At 70.1% G+C, this 16,123-nt stretch carries 12 protein-coding genes and 1 pseudogene; 6 read left to right on the forward strand and 7 right to left on the reverse strand.

What is annotated here, in order from left to right; all coding sequences use genetic code 11:
• The 3 genes from ACWGI6_RS07645 to ACWGI6_RS07655 all read left to right on the forward strand — a co-directional run.
• The coding region (locus ACWGI6_RS07645) for an Ig-like domain repeat protein (RefSeq protein ID WP_453266637.1) at positions 1 to 1,186 on the forward strand (1,186 nt) is incomplete at its 5' end.
• Positions 1,187 to 1,423: 237 nt separating this feature from the next.
• The gene (locus tag ACWGI6_RS07650) at positions 1,424 to 1,582 is read left to right on the forward strand and encodes a DUF7196 family protein (protein ID WP_453266638.1); all 159 of its coding nucleotides are present in this window, start codon (positions 1,424 to 1,426) and stop codon (positions 1,580 to 1,582) included.
• 39 nt (positions 1,583 to 1,621) lie between these two features.
• Positions 1,622 to 1,909, forward strand: coding sequence for a hypothetical protein (locus tag ACWGI6_RS07655; RefSeq protein WP_453266639.1), 288 nt, complete (start codon positions 1,622 to 1,624; stop codon positions 1,907 to 1,909).
• A gap of 47 nt (positions 1,910 to 1,956) precedes the next feature.
• Here the strand turns inward: ACWGI6_RS07655 and ACWGI6_RS07660 are convergent, their stop codons facing one another.
• The 7 genes and pseudogenes from ACWGI6_RS07660 to ACWGI6_RS07690 all read right to left on the reverse strand — a co-directional run bounded on the left by ACWGI6_RS07660 (position 1,957) and on the right by ACWGI6_RS07690 (position 10,757).
• Positions 1,957 to 2,577 carry a zinc-binding dehydrogenase gene (locus ACWGI6_RS07660; RefSeq protein WP_453266640.1) on the reverse strand — a complete coding sequence of 207 codons (621 nt, stop codon included), beginning with the start codon at positions 2,575 to 2,577 and terminating at the stop codon, positions 1,957 to 1,959.
• Positions 2,578 to 2,693: 116 nt separating this feature from the next.
• Positions 2,694 to 3,260: pseudogene (locus ACWGI6_RS07665) on the reverse strand (alcohol dehydrogenase catalytic domain-containing protein); the annotation flags it as partial.
• Positions 3,261 to 3,450: 190 nt separating this feature from the next.
• Entirely contained in the window at positions 3,451 to 4,119 is a 669-nt protein-coding gene (locus ACWGI6_RS07670) for a helix-turn-helix domain-containing protein (protein ID WP_453266641.1), read from the reverse strand.
• 617 nt (positions 4,120 to 4,736) lie between these two features.
• Positions 4,737 to 6,086, reverse strand: coding sequence for an MFS transporter (locus ACWGI6_RS07675; RefSeq protein ID WP_453266642.1), 1,350 nt, complete (start codon positions 6,084 to 6,086; stop codon positions 4,737 to 4,739).
• A gap of 50 nt (positions 6,087 to 6,136) precedes the next feature.
• Positions 6,137 to 7,351 (reverse strand): type III PLP-dependent enzyme, encoded by a 1,215-nt coding sequence (locus ACWGI6_RS07680; protein ID WP_453266643.1) that lies wholly within the window; start codon positions 7,349 to 7,351, stop codon positions 6,137 to 6,139.
• Complete coding sequence (locus ACWGI6_RS07685) at positions 7,348 to 9,054, reverse strand: IucA/IucC family protein (protein ID WP_453266644.1); 1,707 nt, start codon at positions 9,052 to 9,054, stop codon at positions 7,348 to 7,350. The genes ACWGI6_RS07680 and ACWGI6_RS07685 overlap by 4 nt, the downstream gene beginning before the upstream one ends.
• 32 nt (positions 9,055 to 9,086) lie before the next feature.
• A complete protein-coding gene (locus ACWGI6_RS07690; RefSeq protein WP_453266645.1) occupies positions 9,087 to 10,757 on the reverse strand; it encodes an IucA/IucC family protein in 1,671 nt (556 codons plus the stop codon).
• Between the two features lie 622 nt (positions 10,758 to 11,379).
• Between ACWGI6_RS07690 and ACWGI6_RS07695 the strand changes: the two genes are divergently transcribed.
• The 3 genes from ACWGI6_RS07695 (at position 11,380) to ACWGI6_RS07705 (ending at position 16,015) form a co-directional block, all read left to right on the forward strand.
• Positions 11,380 to 12,141 (forward strand): response regulator transcription factor, encoded by a 762-nt coding sequence (locus ACWGI6_RS07695; protein ID WP_453266646.1) that lies wholly within the window; start codon positions 11,380 to 11,382, stop codon positions 12,139 to 12,141.
• Positions 12,138 to 13,667 carry a sensor histidine kinase gene (locus tag ACWGI6_RS07700; protein WP_453266647.1) on the forward strand — a complete coding sequence of 510 codons (1,530 nt, stop codon included), beginning with the start codon at positions 12,138 to 12,140 and terminating at the stop codon, positions 13,665 to 13,667. Before ACWGI6_RS07695 ends, ACWGI6_RS07700 begins: the two co-directional genes overlap by 4 nt.
• A 341-nt stretch (positions 13,668 to 14,008) precedes the next feature.
• Complete coding sequence (locus tag ACWGI6_RS07705; RefSeq protein WP_453266648.1) at positions 14,009 to 16,015, forward strand: glycoside hydrolase; 2,007 nt, start codon at positions 14,009 to 14,011, stop codon at positions 16,013 to 16,015.
• Positions 16,016 to 16,123: the final 108 nt, after the last annotated feature.

Genomic DNA, 16,123 nt, shown 5'->3' on the forward strand with positions numbered 1-16,123 from the left:
CACCGCGGCACAGAACTGCGCCGTCACCCTGACGTCCACGCCCGCCAACCCGACCGCAGGACAGCCGGTGACCCTCACCGCCACCGTCACCTGCGACGGTGTACCCGTCTCCGGGGCGACCGTACTCTTCGCGACCACCAGCGGCTCCCTGGGCGTCGGCATCACCACCGCCGCGGGCCAGGCCACCCTCACCACCAGCCTGCTGCCGACCGGCGCCAACGTCGTCACGGCCACCGTGATCGCCGCCAACACCACCTGTGTCTGCATCGGCGTCTCCGCCTCGGCGACCGTGAACGTCACCGCGGCACAGAACTGCGCCGTCACCCTGACGTCCACGCCCGCCAACCCGACCGCAGGACAGCCGGTGACCCTCACCGCCACCGTCACCTGCGGCGGCGTACCCGTCCCGGGCGCGACCGTACTGTTCAGCACCACCAGCGGCCCGGTCGGAGTCGGTGTCACCAACGCGTCCGGCCAGGCCGTCGTGACCACCAGCCTGCTACCGGCCGGCGCCAATGTCGTCACCGCCACCGTGCTGGCCGCCACCACGACGTGCACCTGTGTCGGCGTCGCCGCGACGACGACCGTGACCGTCGGAGCCGCACCGACCTGCGCCGTCACCGTGACGTCCTCGCCGGCCAGCCCGAGCCCCGGGCAGCCGGTGACCGTCACCGCCACCGTCACCTGCGGCGGCGTACCCGTCCCGGGCGCGACCGTACTGTTCAGCACCACCAGCGGTCCGCTCGGCATCGGCCTCACCAACGCGTCCGGCCAGGCCACCGTCACCACCAGCACGCTGCCCGTCGGCAGCACCCTCGTCACCGCCACCGTGCTCACCGCCACCGGCACCTGCAACTGCGTCGGTGCCTTCGGGACCGGGACCGTGACCGTGGGCGCGGCGACGGGGCTCACGGCGCACCCCGCCTGCTACCGGCTCAACGTCCCCCCGCTGCCCTGGGCCTTCGCCACCGCCACGTTCAGCGCGAGCGGCGCGACTCCCGGCGCGACGGTCACCTTCCACCTGGACGGCCCCGGCGGCCCGGTGGTGTGCACCGCCGTCGCCAACGCGAGCGGCAACGCCAGCTGCACGGCCACCCTCAACATCGGGCAGGTGCTGTTCGCCGGCTACACCGCGATCAGCGGGGGCGTCTCCTCCTCCAGCACCCTGTCCATCTGCACCACCTGACGCCCGGCCCCGGCTCGCGCACCGCGGCCGGAAACATACCGCAGCTCACCTGAACCGGCCCGCCCGGCAAGGGAGTTGCTGAGCGAACCAGCAGAACAGCCGTCCCCCGTAGTGCAAGTACGGGGGACGGCTGCCGGTCCCCAAGGATAGGCCCGGAGGCACGGCGGCAGGGCCGCACGGCGAGACGCCGACCCGGCCGCCGGACCTCATCGCACGACGTCACAGAAGGAGCGGAACATGGGCTGCAATTGCGGCGGCGGTGCCCGCCCGGCCGTCATCATCTACCAGCTGAACCTGCCCGACGGCACCGTGCGCCAGTACTACACCTGGCAAGAGGCCGACGCGGCCAACCAACGCGCGGGCGGCATCGGCACCATCCTCGTCATCAACCAGTGACGACCGGCCGGGTGCCTTCACGGTAACGGGGTGGATCTCATGAGCCTTGTGGAGTTTCTCCTTTCCCTGGGCGCGACGTGCCGCATCACCAGATTCCTCACGAAGGACACGCTCGCGGCGGGATTCCGCTCCTGGGTGGCCGGCCGCTTCGGCGACGATTCCAAACCCGCCTATCTGGTCGGCTGCGGCTGGTGTTCGAGCATCTGGGTGGCTTCCGCCATGGCCCTGCTCGCCCACTGGGCCGGAGGGACAACCGGATTCCAGATCGCCGCGACCGCGCTGTCCCTCTCCTACCTCGCCGGGTTGGCTTCCCGGTGGCTCGATTGAGCCCGGAACGGTGAGCGGCAGGAGGGAGCGCCGCGCATCCGTCACGCCTACGCACCGTCCGCATCGAAGCGAATCAGCGGCTTGATGATTCCGTCCTCTTTCGAGGCCATCATGGCAAAGGCCCGTTCGATCTCGTCGAAGCCGAATTCGTGTGTGGTCATCGGGGTGGGGTCGATCTTCCCGTTCTCCATCAACCGGAAGATCCGCCGGAGCCACCCCCGGCCTCCGCGGTTGAACCCGGCGTAGACCTGCTTGTCGGACATGCCGTATCCGAAGGGCTCCAGAGGGATCTTCAACGGCTCGTGCACCTCGCCGTGGTACCCGACGTTGGAAATGCGGCCTCCCGGCTTCGTGACCCGGAAGGCCGCCTCCCAGGTCTGCGGGGTGCCGAGCGCCTCGATGGCGGCGTCGACCCCCTGGCCGTCCGTCAGCTCCATGATCCGCGCGACCGGATCGCACCGCGTGTGGTCGACGATCAGGTCGGCGCCGAAGCGGCGGGCGAGTTCCTGGCGGGCGGGAACCGACTCGACGGCGATGATGAGGCCCGCGCCGCGGAGTCGGCAGCCGATCGTCGCCGAGAGTCCCACCGCGCCCTGGGCGAAGATCGCGACGGTCTCGCCGAGGGCGAGCTCCGCGTGTTCGGCGGCGACGAACCCCGTGGAGAGCATGTCGGTGGCGTACAACGCCTTGTGGTCGGAGAGCCCTTCGGGAATGGGGCGAGATTGGCCTGGGCGTTGTTGACGAGGAAGTACTCGGCGAGGTTCCCGTCGCGCTGGTTGGTGAAGCGGGCGCCGCCCAGCATCCGGCCCTGGCATTGCGAGGAGAACCCGCGCTGGCAGGAATCGCACTGGAAGCAGGGCGTGATCCCGGCCACCGCGACGCGCTCGCCCTCGGCCGGTCCTTCGACGGCCGAGCCGCGCGCATGGACCACACCGACCGCCTCATGCCCCAGCGTCACATCCGGCGCGACCGGGATCGCGCCCCTCATGGTGTGCACATCGGTGGTGCACACCATGGCCGCGGTGGTGCGCACGACCGCATCGGTGGGGCCGGGCTCGGGGACCGGCTTGTCCATGACGGCGACCTCACCGACCCTCCGGAGAACGAAAGCTCTCACGTCTGCGTACCTGCCGTTCGACGCGGGGAGTGGGCGGAGACCGTCGGCCGGCCCAGGGCCGTGCGGCGGCCTCGGAGGAGAGGCGTGCCGTGCTCGCGGATGTGTGCGTGGCTCATGCCCTCGCTCTTCCCGCGGCGGAGGCCCGGGGGCGGTCTTGGTGTCATCTACCGCCCGTTCGGCCGACGCAGCGCGCCGGTACCCGGCGGCAGCCGCATCGGGCGAGCCCTCGGCCATCCGGTCGTCCGGGATCACTGGCCTGATCGATGGTCGTGCGCCCCCCACACACACAACCCGTCCGGAACAAGCCAACTCCACTGCGGGCAGGCACGGTTACGGGAGGGACCCCGTGAGCCGTGCGGGGTTTCTCCCTTCCCTCGGTGCCGACCGTGAACGGGGTCCTGTCCGGGCGTTCGCCGCTCAGCAGTCACACGGCATGCGCGAGCAGCCGGTCCGCCTCACCGGTGCGCTGGTAGCGGACGTTGCTGCCGTCCCGCAGCCGGGTGAGCAGGCCCACCCGGTGCAGGCGGGTGAGGTGGTACGAGACCGTGGACGGGCTGAGGTGGTGCACCGCGGCGAGGCGGGTGGTGGTGCAGGGCCGGTCCAGACTGCGCAGCAGCATCAGCCGCGTATGGCCGAGAACTTCGCTGAGTACCTCGCCCGTTCGCTGCGACGTCCGGGGCCGGCCGCCGCTCTCGGCCGGCCGCAGGGCCGGATAGACAAGGCAGAGGCGGTAGCCCTCACGGGGGTCCGGCGCCAGGAAGCACCGGGTGGCCAGAGTGGACGGGACGAGAGCGATCTCCCGGTCGTACGCGGAGTCCAGCTCGATGTCGTTGGCGATGCACAGGGTGCCGTCGCGATAGGAAACCGAAGGGTGGAGCGAGGCGAGGCCATGGGCCAGCCCCCGCTTGGCGATGACGCCCGCGCGACACAGGATGTCCCCCTCCGCCTGTTCCTCGATCGCCCGCCAGTGCGGCTCAAGACAGAGCCGGAAGAATTGCTCGATCTCCGCCATGAACCGCTGGGTGAATCCGTCGTCCCCTCGCACCGCTGCCTCCTGGATGGCCAGCAGCGCCCGAGCACGCGGCAGGGGCACGGTGGACGACGACATGGAGAGGGCCAGGTACCGGGCCTTCGCCTCCTCGGGAACGGCCGGTGCCGCCCGGGACGGGTCCGAGCCGGGCGGACGATCCGGTGAGGAGCCGCGGACGGCAGCAGGCCAGATCTCGCCGTTGTCACCCAGCAGGTGAGAAAGGAACTGCAGCCGCCTCCATCACCGCGGGTCACGGGCCGACCGGGCCCACGGCGGCTCTCCCGGCACGCTGTGGGGCGCGAACCATCTGTGCTGAATCGCCGTCACCGCCTCCACCATGGGTGATACCGCAAAGCGGATCGATTCCAGAGTCCGCGCACTCAGCCTCATCCGGATCACCGGCATCTCCCCCGTAAGTCCATGTGGTGCGCGATGGCACCCGTCACGCCCATTCGAACCTCCTCGAATGGTCTTCCACGCGTCCGTGACTGCCTCTTGAATCGAGCCTATAGCGGGGAACAGCCCCGCTCCGGTCAGTGAGGTGATCCGAAAACAATGCCCCGGGTTCGCCGTCCCCGGGCGCCCGTGACGGATGACGTGCCTCCGGGGCTCCAGGGTCGTGATCCCGACGCACCACGACGACGGCCGGTGCGAGCAGGCCATGAGGGTCTGCCGGTCACTCAGCGAGGCGGCTCCACGGAAGTTGAGCCAGAACCCGTTTTCATGAGCGAAGCCACGCCGGACGGATTCTTGTCTGCATGTGCCGATCGGTGGGCGCTCGCGGTGTCTACGGGTGGTGACTCCCCGAGGGCGGCCGACTTCGTGATCCGTTCGCGCCGTCGGCTCCGCGCTGTGACCAACGCGGAGAGAGCGAGCGCGGAGGACGCAGAGATCAGGCCGCCGAGGATCAGGCTTGAGCGGGCGCCGAGGGTGTCGGAGACCAGGCCGACCAAAGGGGCGCCGAGGGGGGTGCCGCCGAGGAGGACGAGAAAGTAGACGGACAGGACGCGGCCACGCAGGCGGGGTTGGGCGTGGAGCTGGGTTAGGGCGTTGGCGGTCGTCGTTACGGTCACCGAGGCGAAGCCCGTGGGGATGAGCAGGGCCATGAATGTGCCGTAGCCGGGCATCAGGCCCAGCGCGGCCTCCAACGCCCCGAAGATGATCGTGGCGGTGACCAGGCGTCGTGCGGTGGGGGGTTCGCGGCGATCGGCTCCGTGGATCGCACCGATGAGGCTGCCTGCGGCGTAGGCGGCCGAGAGGTAGCCGAACGCGGCGGCGCCGGTATGGAGGACGGTGATCGCCACGAGGGAGATGGTGACCTGGAAGTTGAGTCCGAAGGTGCCGACGAATCCCATGACCGAGATCGGCAGCAGCAGGTCCGGGGTGGAGGTGATGTGGCGGAAGGCGTCGGGCAGCCGAGTACCGCCGCGCCGGGGCTCGCGGGAGGCCCCCGGTTCGTCGGTGCGGATAGTGATCAGCCCGTAGAGGACCGCCAGGTACGAGGCGGTGTTGCCGAGGAATACCGGGGCGGTTCCGGCGGCAGCGACGGTCAGGCCCGCGAGGGCAGGGCCGAGGATGCGGGCGACGTTGAACTGGGCGGAGTTCAGGCTGACCGCGGCGGCCACGCGCTCACGGGTGACCAGTTCGGAGATGAAGGCGTTGCGGGCGGGGCTGTCCAGAGCCGTGGCGGCGCCGAGGGCGAAGGCCAGCGCGTACACGGAGGGCAGGTTCACTGCTCCGGTGAGGATCAGGACACCGAGCAGCAGGGACTGCACCGCCATGGCCGTCTGCGTGATCAGCAGCAGCCGGCGTTTGGGGAAGCGGTCGGCGAGGACGCCGCCGGTCAGGCCGAACAGGGTCTGCGGCAGGAACTGCAGTGCGGTCACGATGCCGACGGCGCTGCCGCTGTTGCCGGTGAGGTGGAGGACCAGCAGGTCCTGGGCAGCACGCTGCATCCAGGTGCCGATGTTGGAGGTCAGCTGTCCGATCAGGTAGCGGCGGAAGTTCCGGACGGTGAGCGTCGCGAGCACCTCGCTCGGGGCGCTCCTCTTGGAACGTGCACGGACGCGGGGGTACTTGATCACGACGTCTGGTGGGCAGGGGTGCTCAGGACGGAGGTCCCCATGTCGTCGACGTGGTGGAAGGCCGGGTGAGGGTGCATGAGGAACTGGTGGTGGGAGATGTTCCAGGCGTAGGCGCCGGCCATGGCGAACGCGATCCGGTCGCCGACGCGCAGCCGCTGGACCGTCACCTGTCGGGCGAGGACATCCTTCGGCGTGCACAGTTGCCCGACCAGCGTCACCGGTTCATCACGCGCCTCGGGACGTTCCCAGGGCTGGGACCAGGAGTCGTCGGGGATCACCTCGAAGGGCTGATCGTGCTGTTTGGCGGCGGGTGTGCGCAGATGGTGGGTGCCGCCGCGCAGGACGGCGAATGCCTGGCCGTGGCTGCGTTTGACGTCCAGGACCTGTGTGACGTACCAGCCGCAGTAGGCGGTGAGCGAACGGCCGGGCTCGATCCGCAACGTCAGACGGGGGCGGCTGGTCAGGGCCTCGCGCAGACCGGCGCCGAAGGCGGGCCAGTCGAACCTGTGCTGTGGGCGTGCGTAGTCGACGCCCATCCCGCCGCCGATGTTGACCTCGGTCAGGTCGAGACCCCGTGTGTCGGCCCAGTCGGCTGCCCAGGCCAGGACCTCGCCGGCCAGGGCGAGTTGGGTGGCGGCTTCAAGTCCGCTGGCCAGGTGGACGTGTACGCCGCGCAGCCGGATGCGCCGGTCGGAGGCGACGAGCGCCAGGCACCGGTCCAGCTGCTCGGGATCCAGGCCGAAGGGGCTGGGCTGCCCGCCCATGGCAAGGGCGACCGGCCCGAGTACGACGGGAAGGTTGACGCGCAGCAAGATGTCGGCGCCCTTGCGGTCACCCAGCACAGTGGTGAGAAGACGCAGCTCGTGTGCGCTTTCGATGTGCAGGCGGTGTACGCCCGCGGTCAGTGCTTGTACCAGCTCGGCCGGGGTTTTGCCGGGGCCTCCGAAGGCGATCGGTGTGTCGGGGAAGAGGCCGTGGAGGTGGCGTAGTTCGCCGCCGGAGGCCACTTCGAAACCGTCGACCTGCCCGGACAGGGCTTGCAGCAACCTGGGGTCGGAGTTCGCTTTGGCGGCGTACAGCAGCTCTACGCGTTCCGGCAGCGCCGCCCGGATCGCGCGGACGTGCTCGCGCAGGCCCGGCAGGTCGTAGACGTAAGCGGGCAGGTCGTCGTCGGACATCTGGCGTACGTGGTGGAGCAGTGCGGGCCTCACCGGGACACCTCGCGGGGGAAGTCCTCGCCGAGCGGGCTGGGCAGGGGGACGTAGGTGGCGTGCCGGTCGGCCTGGCGGGCCCAGCGCAGCAGGAGGTTGGCCTTGGCGGGCAGCGGTACGCCGGACAGCAGCGCGCGCAGCCGTGGCGGTTCGCCGGCGGTGCCGGCGTAGGCGGCGAGGTGGTCGCGGACCAGCCCCCACAGGGCCGGTTCCAGCGCCGGTTCGAGGTCGGCCAGGGCGCCGAGCAGTTCTGCGGTGTGGTTGACCAGGAGGCAGTACGCGACCCGGTTCCAGCCGCGTTCGGCGTCGTAGGTGAGGGGCCCACGGACCTCCTCGGGCAGGCGGTCGAGGGCGTGCCGGTGGTGGCCGGGCAGGAGCTTGGTGCCCTCCAGGTCACGGAAGAAGATCTGCGCCGGGGTCCCGTCGGTATGCACCCCCAAGACCACGTTCTGGAGGTGGGGTTCCAGGACGACGCCGTGCTCGAAGTACGCGGCCAGCACCGGCGGCAGCAGCAGCCGCAGGTAGGCGTCCCACCAGGCGAGGACATCCCCGTCGCCGCGGGCGAGCAGGTGCGAGACATGGGCCGGACTGGTGGGGTACTCATCCGCGATCGCGGCGGCGAGCAGGGGCGTCACCCCGGGGCGCAGGTGGGGGCGCAGTCCGGACCGCACGATCACCGCGAGGCCCTCCAGCAATGCGATCTCGCCGTCGGCGTCCAGTGTGCGGTAGCCCGGTTCGGCCAGCAGCGCACAACGGGGGAATCGGTCGACGAGAGCGGTGAAAACGGGCTGGAGCAGCTGGTTGAGGGCAACGGCTCCGGGCAGTTCGTAACTGGCGTGTTTGCGCACGCAGTTGGTGAGACGGACATTCAGGCTGAACTTCAGGAAGGTGTCGGTGTCCGGCTGGTACAGCGTGCGTACCGACGCGGTCGGCACCAGTTCCGGCCCGCGCACGCCGGTGTCGACCACATCGCCTGCGGCCAGCGCCTCCCGCAGCCGGTCGTTGGCCTGCAACATCCGGTACTGCCAGGGGTGTACCGGCAGTGTCAGGTAGCCCGGGTCGGCCGACGTACACAGCGCGTCCAGCCTGTCCAGGTCGCCCTCCTCGCACACGAGATGGCGGCGTACGGCCAGGTGCCGCAGGCGGAAGCGGGCACCGGTCTCCGGTCCGTACGTCAGCCAGTCCTCCGGGTCTCCGGTGCGGGCCTTGGGCGTGGGGTGGAAGCGATGGCCGAACACCAGGGACTGTTCCGAAGAGAGATAGGGGTCCGTCTGCCGGGGCTGGTGGGAACGTTGTTCCAGGGCGGTGCGGATGGTCTCGCGGCTGTCGGCGACCTGCGCCGGGAATTCCTCGTTGGCGATGCCGGTGCGCAGTTCCAGTTCGTTCTGAATGTAGCCGGCCAGCTCCCGCCAGCCGACCGCGGCCCAGGCATCGTCCTCGAACCGCTGCACCGGGCCGTGGAAGCGGTGGGCGCCGATCAGCGAGATCCGGCGCAGCCGGGCGCGCAGCAGAAGGTGACGGCGGGGCAGGCGGAGTAGTAAGTGGTCCTGGCTGACGGTTACTTGATGCTCGGGTGCGGATACCTCGCGGATCAGGCAGTTGAGCAGCGTGTGGGCGGTGACGGTGTCGGCGGTCTGCTCGGCCCGGTCGTCGGACAGTGTGGTGGGGGTGGCGGTGACGTCGTGTGTCGTGGATGTGGTCATGCCGTAGCTCCCATGCGTACGAACTCGGTGCGTCAGCGGGTGGGTGGGTGAGTGGTCGGGGCGTGGGAACGTGCGCGCGCCAGGGGGTTGGGGACGGGAGTCCACAGCGCCTTGCCCGGGTTGTCGGCCAGGCGCATGGCGATGGTCGCCTTCAACGGAAGCGTGTCGCCGAAGAACGCGGCCGCGTCCCCGTCGTCCGGAAGGTCGGCGTACACCCGTCGGCCGACCTCGGCCACCGCGGCCCACAGCGCCGTGGGATCCGCCGCCCGGGTGCGGGCGAGGACATCGACCAGCTCGCTGAAGACTCCGCTGAGCAGGCCACCGAACAGCTTGGTGCGCAGCGCCTCCACATCGTCGCCGGCGCGGGTGCCGGCCAGGGGCGGCAGCGTGAATCCGCACCGGGCCAGCCTGCGCGGGCTGATCCGTACTCCGTCCAAATCCCGGTACAGCACCCGTACCGGCCGTCCGTCCCGCAGCACGACCAGCGTGTTCTGACCGTGCGCCTCCAAGGCCACCCCCATGGACAGCAGCGTGAGCGCGGGCGGCAGGACGAGCCCGGCGAAGTCCGCCAACCAACGCACCGGATCACCCGCCACCACGGCCGCTCCCGTGGCGTGTACCACTGTGAGCGGGACGGCGATCTCCCCGGCGTCGAGGTGGCACTCGGAGGACTCCCTGATCATCGCCGCCAGGCTCGCGGACGCCTGCCCGCCCACGCGCACCGCGCCGCCGCCCAGTTCGCGCAGGATCCGCAGGCTGCCGCCGTACCCCGCCTTGTCGACGACCGCCGTGACCAGGTCCGACAGGGGTGGGCCATCGGCCACCTCGGCGGGAGAGATGGTGCGCCGGTAGTTGGTGACCTGCACGTCGAGCGCCGTCTTGATGTGGCAGCCCGGCAGAGCGTCCAGTGGAGCGAGGGTACGCAGCGACAGCAGCGGCCGGGCCGGGATGGTCGGTTGCGCCATGGCCAGTTCGGGGTGGTGTACGAGTACGTGATCCCGCTGCCACGGGTGTACCGGCACCAGGACCGTGTCGCCGTCACGCAGCTCCTGAGGCCACTGGCCGGAACTTTGCCAGCGTTCGACCGGAACGGCGAGCAGGGCCAACTGCACGACGGGGTGGTGCTCGGGCGCGTAAGCGAGCACCTCGGCGACCGACATGCCGGTACGGGTGCGGCAGCACGGGTGCTGCGGGTGGCCATCGACCACCGCCTGTTCGGCGTCGGCCGAATCGGCGAGCGGGCCGATCCCCATGGCGTTCGCGGCGCGACCCAGGGCCAGGTTGACCACGCTGTTGTCGAGCTCGGCCGCCAGCCGCTGCGCGGCGGGAGTCCGCACCCCCAACTCTCCCAGCAGCTCGGTCGGTTCGCTGATCGGCCCATCGGGCCGGGTCACGGTGAAGTCCTCCGGCACCTGGGCAAACCGACGTGAGCAGGAGTCGGCCGCGGAGAGCGGGCCGCCGTGCTGCAGAGAGACCACTAAGGTGTCGGCCTCCCGGCGACGGCCGCTCACCCCGGGCAGGGGTTCTCGCACGAAGGCCCCCCACAGCCGGCCGAGCACGGCTGCGCGCGCCCCCGGCAGTGCGGTCGTGAACGGTTCCACCAGGTCCGGGCGCGCACGGCGCAGTTCGTCGATCGTGCGCAGTTCGTCGGTCGTGCACAGCTCGTCGGTCGTGCACAGTTCGTCGGTCGTCGTCTGGCGCATCGTCACCGTCCGGGTCCGAAAGGGATGGGGAGATCAGCACATGTGCAAGGGTTCGGCATAGCTATTCCAGGGAGATGTGGGGGGACTTGTTCCGCTCGGAATTCTTGTAGCCCGGCCTGCGCCTCGACACTACGGGACGGCGTTCAAGGAAATGGCCAGCAGAAATACAGCGAGCACCTCGCGAATGATCAGGCGACGCCGATTCCTTTCTGATTCCGTGCGACCTCGATGCGTAGTTGGTGCTGTTCATGACAGAGGTGCTGGATCGAGTGACGCCGAATCCGACAGTGAATCCGGAAGTGGTTGCAGGCGATCGAACGCGTCAATTCGTTGCATCCCTGGCCGGAATTCGCTGAATCCTGGCCGGGCTTGCTCCTCAATCGACCCCGGGCCGGTGGACCGTCCGACTCATTGCACCTTCGGATTCTTAACTCTCCTTTGCTGAATGCTGTCGGAGTGCTGGATGTTCCGGTAATCCCCGTCCGGCGGCTGCGCCATTCGGCGACGTCCGAGCCACCACCGAAGCGTGTGCCGGTAGCACAGCACTGTGCGAACTTGGGAACGATCAGTGACTCGGGCGAGGTTCCGGCGGTTGCGGCCTGACGTTTGCGAACCTGAAGGCATGCGTGTGCTGCTGATCGAAGACGACGACCGGGTGGCCGGACCGTTGATGGAGGGACTGGACCGCTTCGGGTTCACCGTGGAACACGCCCGCAACGGCACCGACGGCCTGTCCGCACCCGAACCGGCGATGGTGTTGCTGGACCTGGGGCTGCCCGACATGGACGGCATCGACGTCTGCCGGGCCCTGCGCGCCCGGTCCCCGGTACCGATCATCATGATCACTGCCAGGGATGACGAGGTGGACCGGGTGCTCGGCTTGGAGCTGGGCGCGGACGACTACCTCTCCAAACCGTTCGGCGTACGGGAACTGGTGGCCCGAATCCGCGCCGTCACCCGCCGCACCCTGGCCGGGGACCCGGCGTCGGGCGGTACGGCGCCGGGGTCGTCCCGCGGCGCGGCCGAGGCAGGGTCACCCGGTGCCCAGCGGATCGGACCGCTGACCATCGACCACCGCACCCGGCAAGTCCGTCTGCACCAATCGTCGATCGCACTGGCCCCCAAGGAGTTCGACCTGCTCGTGTGCCTGGCCGAAGACCCCGGAGCCGTCTGCTCCCGCCAGCAAATCCTCGATACGGCCTGGGAACCCAACTACTTCGGCCCCACCAAGACCCTGGACGTACACATCGCCGCGCTGCGCCGCAAACTCGGCGACTCGTCCTGGATCGAGAACATCCGCGGCATCGGTTTCCGCCTGGTCCCGCCGGCCGATCGCGACGGCGCCGATCCCCCACCACCTGGACGCGACGGAGGCACCCGGTGACCCGTCGCCTCGTATGCAGCTACCTCAGCCTCATGCTGCTCGTCCTGCTCGCCCTCGAAGTGCCGTTCGGCGTCGTCTACGGCCGCAGTGAGCTGTCCCGCTTCTCCAACGCGGCGGAACAGGGCGCGATGACGCTCGCCGACGTCTGCGAGGAGAAGCTCGAACGGGGACAGGCAGCCGAGCTGCCGGAGCTCGCCCGCAACTACAGCCGGCGTACCGGCAGCCGTGTCATAGTCGCCGACCGGAACGGCATCGTCCGCACGGACACCGACAACGCCCCCGCCACCACCACCGTCGGCAAAGACCTGTCCGCCGAGCCTGACATCGCCACCGCACTGCACAATCAGCCCGCCATCGGGACCCGCGACGCCCCGGCCTCGGACGGCGAGGCCCTGTTCGTCACCGTCCCCGGCAGCTCTGGCGCCGACAACGCCGTCGCCTGCGTCGTACGGACCCTCCACCCCCTCAACTCACTCACCGAGAAGGTCCACACCACCTGGGCGGTACTCGCCGTCGTCGGACTGGGGGTACTGGCCACCGTCGCAGTGATCGGCTTCGCGCTCGCCCGCTCGATCACCCGTCCTGTCCGGGCCCTGGAACGCGCCACCGCACAACTCGCAGACGGCCGCCTCACCGATCCCCCGGCCACCGACCGTGGACCGCCGGAACTGCGCCGACTGACTGCCTCCTTCACCCGCGCCGCAACCCGGCTCCAGCACCTGCTCCACGCCCAGCAGGCGTTCGCCTCCGAGGCATCGCACCAGCTCAAAACCCCTCTGACCTCACTGCGTCTGCGTCTGGAGAATTTCGAGCCCCACCTCGACCCCAGCGCGCAAAACAGCCTCGATGCAGCGCTCGGCGAAGTGGAGCGGCTCAGTCGCATGGTCCAAGGGCTGCTCGCCCTGGCCCGCCTGGAGAACTCCGCCATCACGCCGGAGGCCATCGATCTCGACGCCGTCATCGCCGACCGCGCGGCCATCTGGACGGCCTTCGCCGGCGAACAACACGTCGACCTCACCGTGACCGGAACAAAGGCCGGTCGGGTGTGGGCGGTCCCTGGCGCACTTGAACAGATCATCGACAACCTGCTCTCCAACGCGCTGCGCGTATCCCCGCCCGAAACCGCCATCACCCTGGCAACCCTCACCTCCCCCACCGACGGCGGCCGCACGCCGTCGGTGACCGAGCTGCACGTGATCGACGAGGGACCCGGCATGAACGAGACCGAGCGGCAGCGCGCCTTCGACCGGTTCTGGCGGGCGGCCGACGCCCAGCACGACGGCACCGGCCTGGGCCTGCCCATGGTCCGGCAACTCACCCGCGCCGGCGGCGGCGAGGTAACCCTGCGCCCCGCGCCCAGCGGTGGCCTCGACGCCATCGTCCACCTCCGGCCCACACTCCGCACCCGCCCGGAAAGACTCGGCGTCCTGTCAGAAGATCTCGTCGCAGCGCAGCCACACCGCAACCAGCACCCGACTGATGGCCGATGGCATTTCGGGAAGCGGAAAACGAGCGTCAGGCAGTAGCCCCGGAACGATCCTCAGCGAGATGGCCCCGCTCGGCCGGCGCATGTACGACAACTTCGCCGAGGCCCTCGACGAGTCACCATCTGCGTGATGAACCGTGCCTACATGCGCCGGTTCCTGCTCCCCGACGCCCGGATGACCGCCCGGATCGCCGAGATCCTCGGCCGCCGCCTCACCGCCCCGGATCGAGGCCAAGGCAGCAGCGCAGAAGCTGGAAGAGCTGGGACCTCGCGCGTGAGGATCCCCTCATCGAGCCGCCGGCCTCAGGAGCGCAGATACGGAGCGTCGCCCTCACTACCGCTCTTAGAACTCTCTTAATCCCGCTGACTATTCACTCAGGTATGAAACCCCACCTCCCCAAGACCACCGGACGGCGTCGTACGACCCGCGTCCTCGCCGCCTCCCTCGCGCTCACCGCGACCACCCTCGGAGTCGCCGGATGTGACAGCGCCGCCGCGGGCACTCTGGAGGGCAGCCGCCTCGCGCTCCCCGTCGCCGGGGGCACCGCCGTCGTCGACACCGCCTCGCTGGCCGTGAACGCGCACACCGACGACGGGCAGCAGCTGGTGCTGTCCGCTCCGGCCGGCGGCGGGCTCGGGAAGCCGGGGCCGGTGACCCGTACGGCCGACGGGGCGCACTGGAGTTACCCCGCCAAGGGGCTGAAGGTGACGGCGAGTTCGGAGCGCGGGCGGCTGCGGATCAGGCTGCGGGCGGACCGCGACGGGTCGGTCAGCTGGCCGGTGACCGGTACCGACCGTGCCGCCTCCGCCGTCCAGCTGCCGCGCGGTGAGGGTCTGGACATCCCCGTACGGGACGCCTTCTGGAACGCCGGCTCCGAGAAGGGCGGGCTGGCCGGCAGCACCGTCGACATGGGCGAGGGCCTCTCGATGCCCCTGTGGGGCTATTCCATGGGCGGGGCGGGCGGTAAGGGCGGGAGAGGCGTCAGCTATCTCACCCCCACCGACATCGGCACCTCGCTGCGCTTCACCTCCACCGGGGGCCGGCTGCGCACCACGGCCGCGCATGCCTTCGACGCCGGTGAGGGCACCCGCGACTACGACGTCTCCTTCTCCCTCACCGACGGCAACCCGGTGGCCCCCGCCGCCGACTACCGCTCCTACCTCTCCCAGCACCGCCAACTCGGCAGCCTGCGCAAGAAGATCGAGCGGAACCCGGCCAGCGGCAAGCTGCTGGGTGCGTTCCACGCGTATGTGTGGGGCGATGCGCGGACCGCCGCCGGGGTGGACAGGCTGAAGAAGCTGGGCGTGGACCGGATGTGGCTCGGCTACGACTCCGGCCCCGGCCCGATGAACGCGCAGGCGGTGCGGGCCGCCAAGAACGCCGGCTATCTCGTCGGCCCGTACGACACCTTCGCCAACGGCCAGGACCCCAAGAGCGCCGACAGCCCCACCTCCGTCTGGCCCGACCGGGTCTACCCCGACTTCTGTGTCCGCAAGGCCGACGGCACACCGGAGACGGGCTTCGGCAACCGCGGCTGCTACCTCAGCTCGCGCGCCTTCGAGAAGGCCGAGCCGGCCAAGCACTACCTCGCCGACCGCACCCGCAAGATGGTCGCCAACGGCGCGGACAGCTACTTCCTCGATGTGGATGCGACGGGAGAGGTGTTCCGCGACCACGGCAAGGGTCATGAGATGACCAAGGCCGGCGACCGCGCGAGCCGCCTGGCCCGGATGAAGCGGCTGTCGAAGACCCTCGTCCTCGGCTCGGAGGCCTCCCAGGCCTGGGCCAACAAGGTGGTGGCCTACAACCACGGCTCGGGCACCCCGGTCGACGACGGCCTGTGGAAGCTGGAGCGCGACAAGAAGAAGTGGGGCGGCTACTACCCGGAGAAGGCCCCCGGCGCCTTCTTCAAGCCGGTGCGGCTGCCCCGCCGGATGGCCACCGCCATGTACGAGCCGAAGTACCGCGTCCCGCTCTACGAGACCGCGCTGCACGGCTCGCTGGTCAACGCCGAGCGCTGGGAGCTGTCGTACGAGAAGCTGCCGGCCCAGAAGACCACCCGGGCGCTGCTGGCGATGCTCTACAACACGCCGCTCAACTATGTCCTCGACGGCCCGACGATCGCCAGGAACGGGCCCGGGCTGGCCGCGCTGCAGAAGTACTTCTCGCCGCTGCACCGCGCCGCGGGCACCGAGCGGATGACCTCGTTCCGGTGGCTGACCGGAGACCGTACGGTCCAGCGCACGGTCTTCGGCGACGGCAGGCTGACCGTGACCGCCAACTTCGGCACCAAGGCCGTGGGCGGACTGCCCGGCGGCTGTGTGGACGCCGAGCTCGCCGGCGACAAGCAGCCGCGGCGGCTGTGCCCGGCGCAGCTGAACGGCTGACCGGCCGGCGCGGGGCGGGCCGCCCTCACACGGCGCCCGCCCCGCCACTGAGGGCAGCGTTCCGCCCGGGAAACAGTGCAGATGCGGGCGGGTAACAGCCGGACCGCA

This window comes from Streptomyces sp. NPDC054786 (assembly GCF_053611685.1).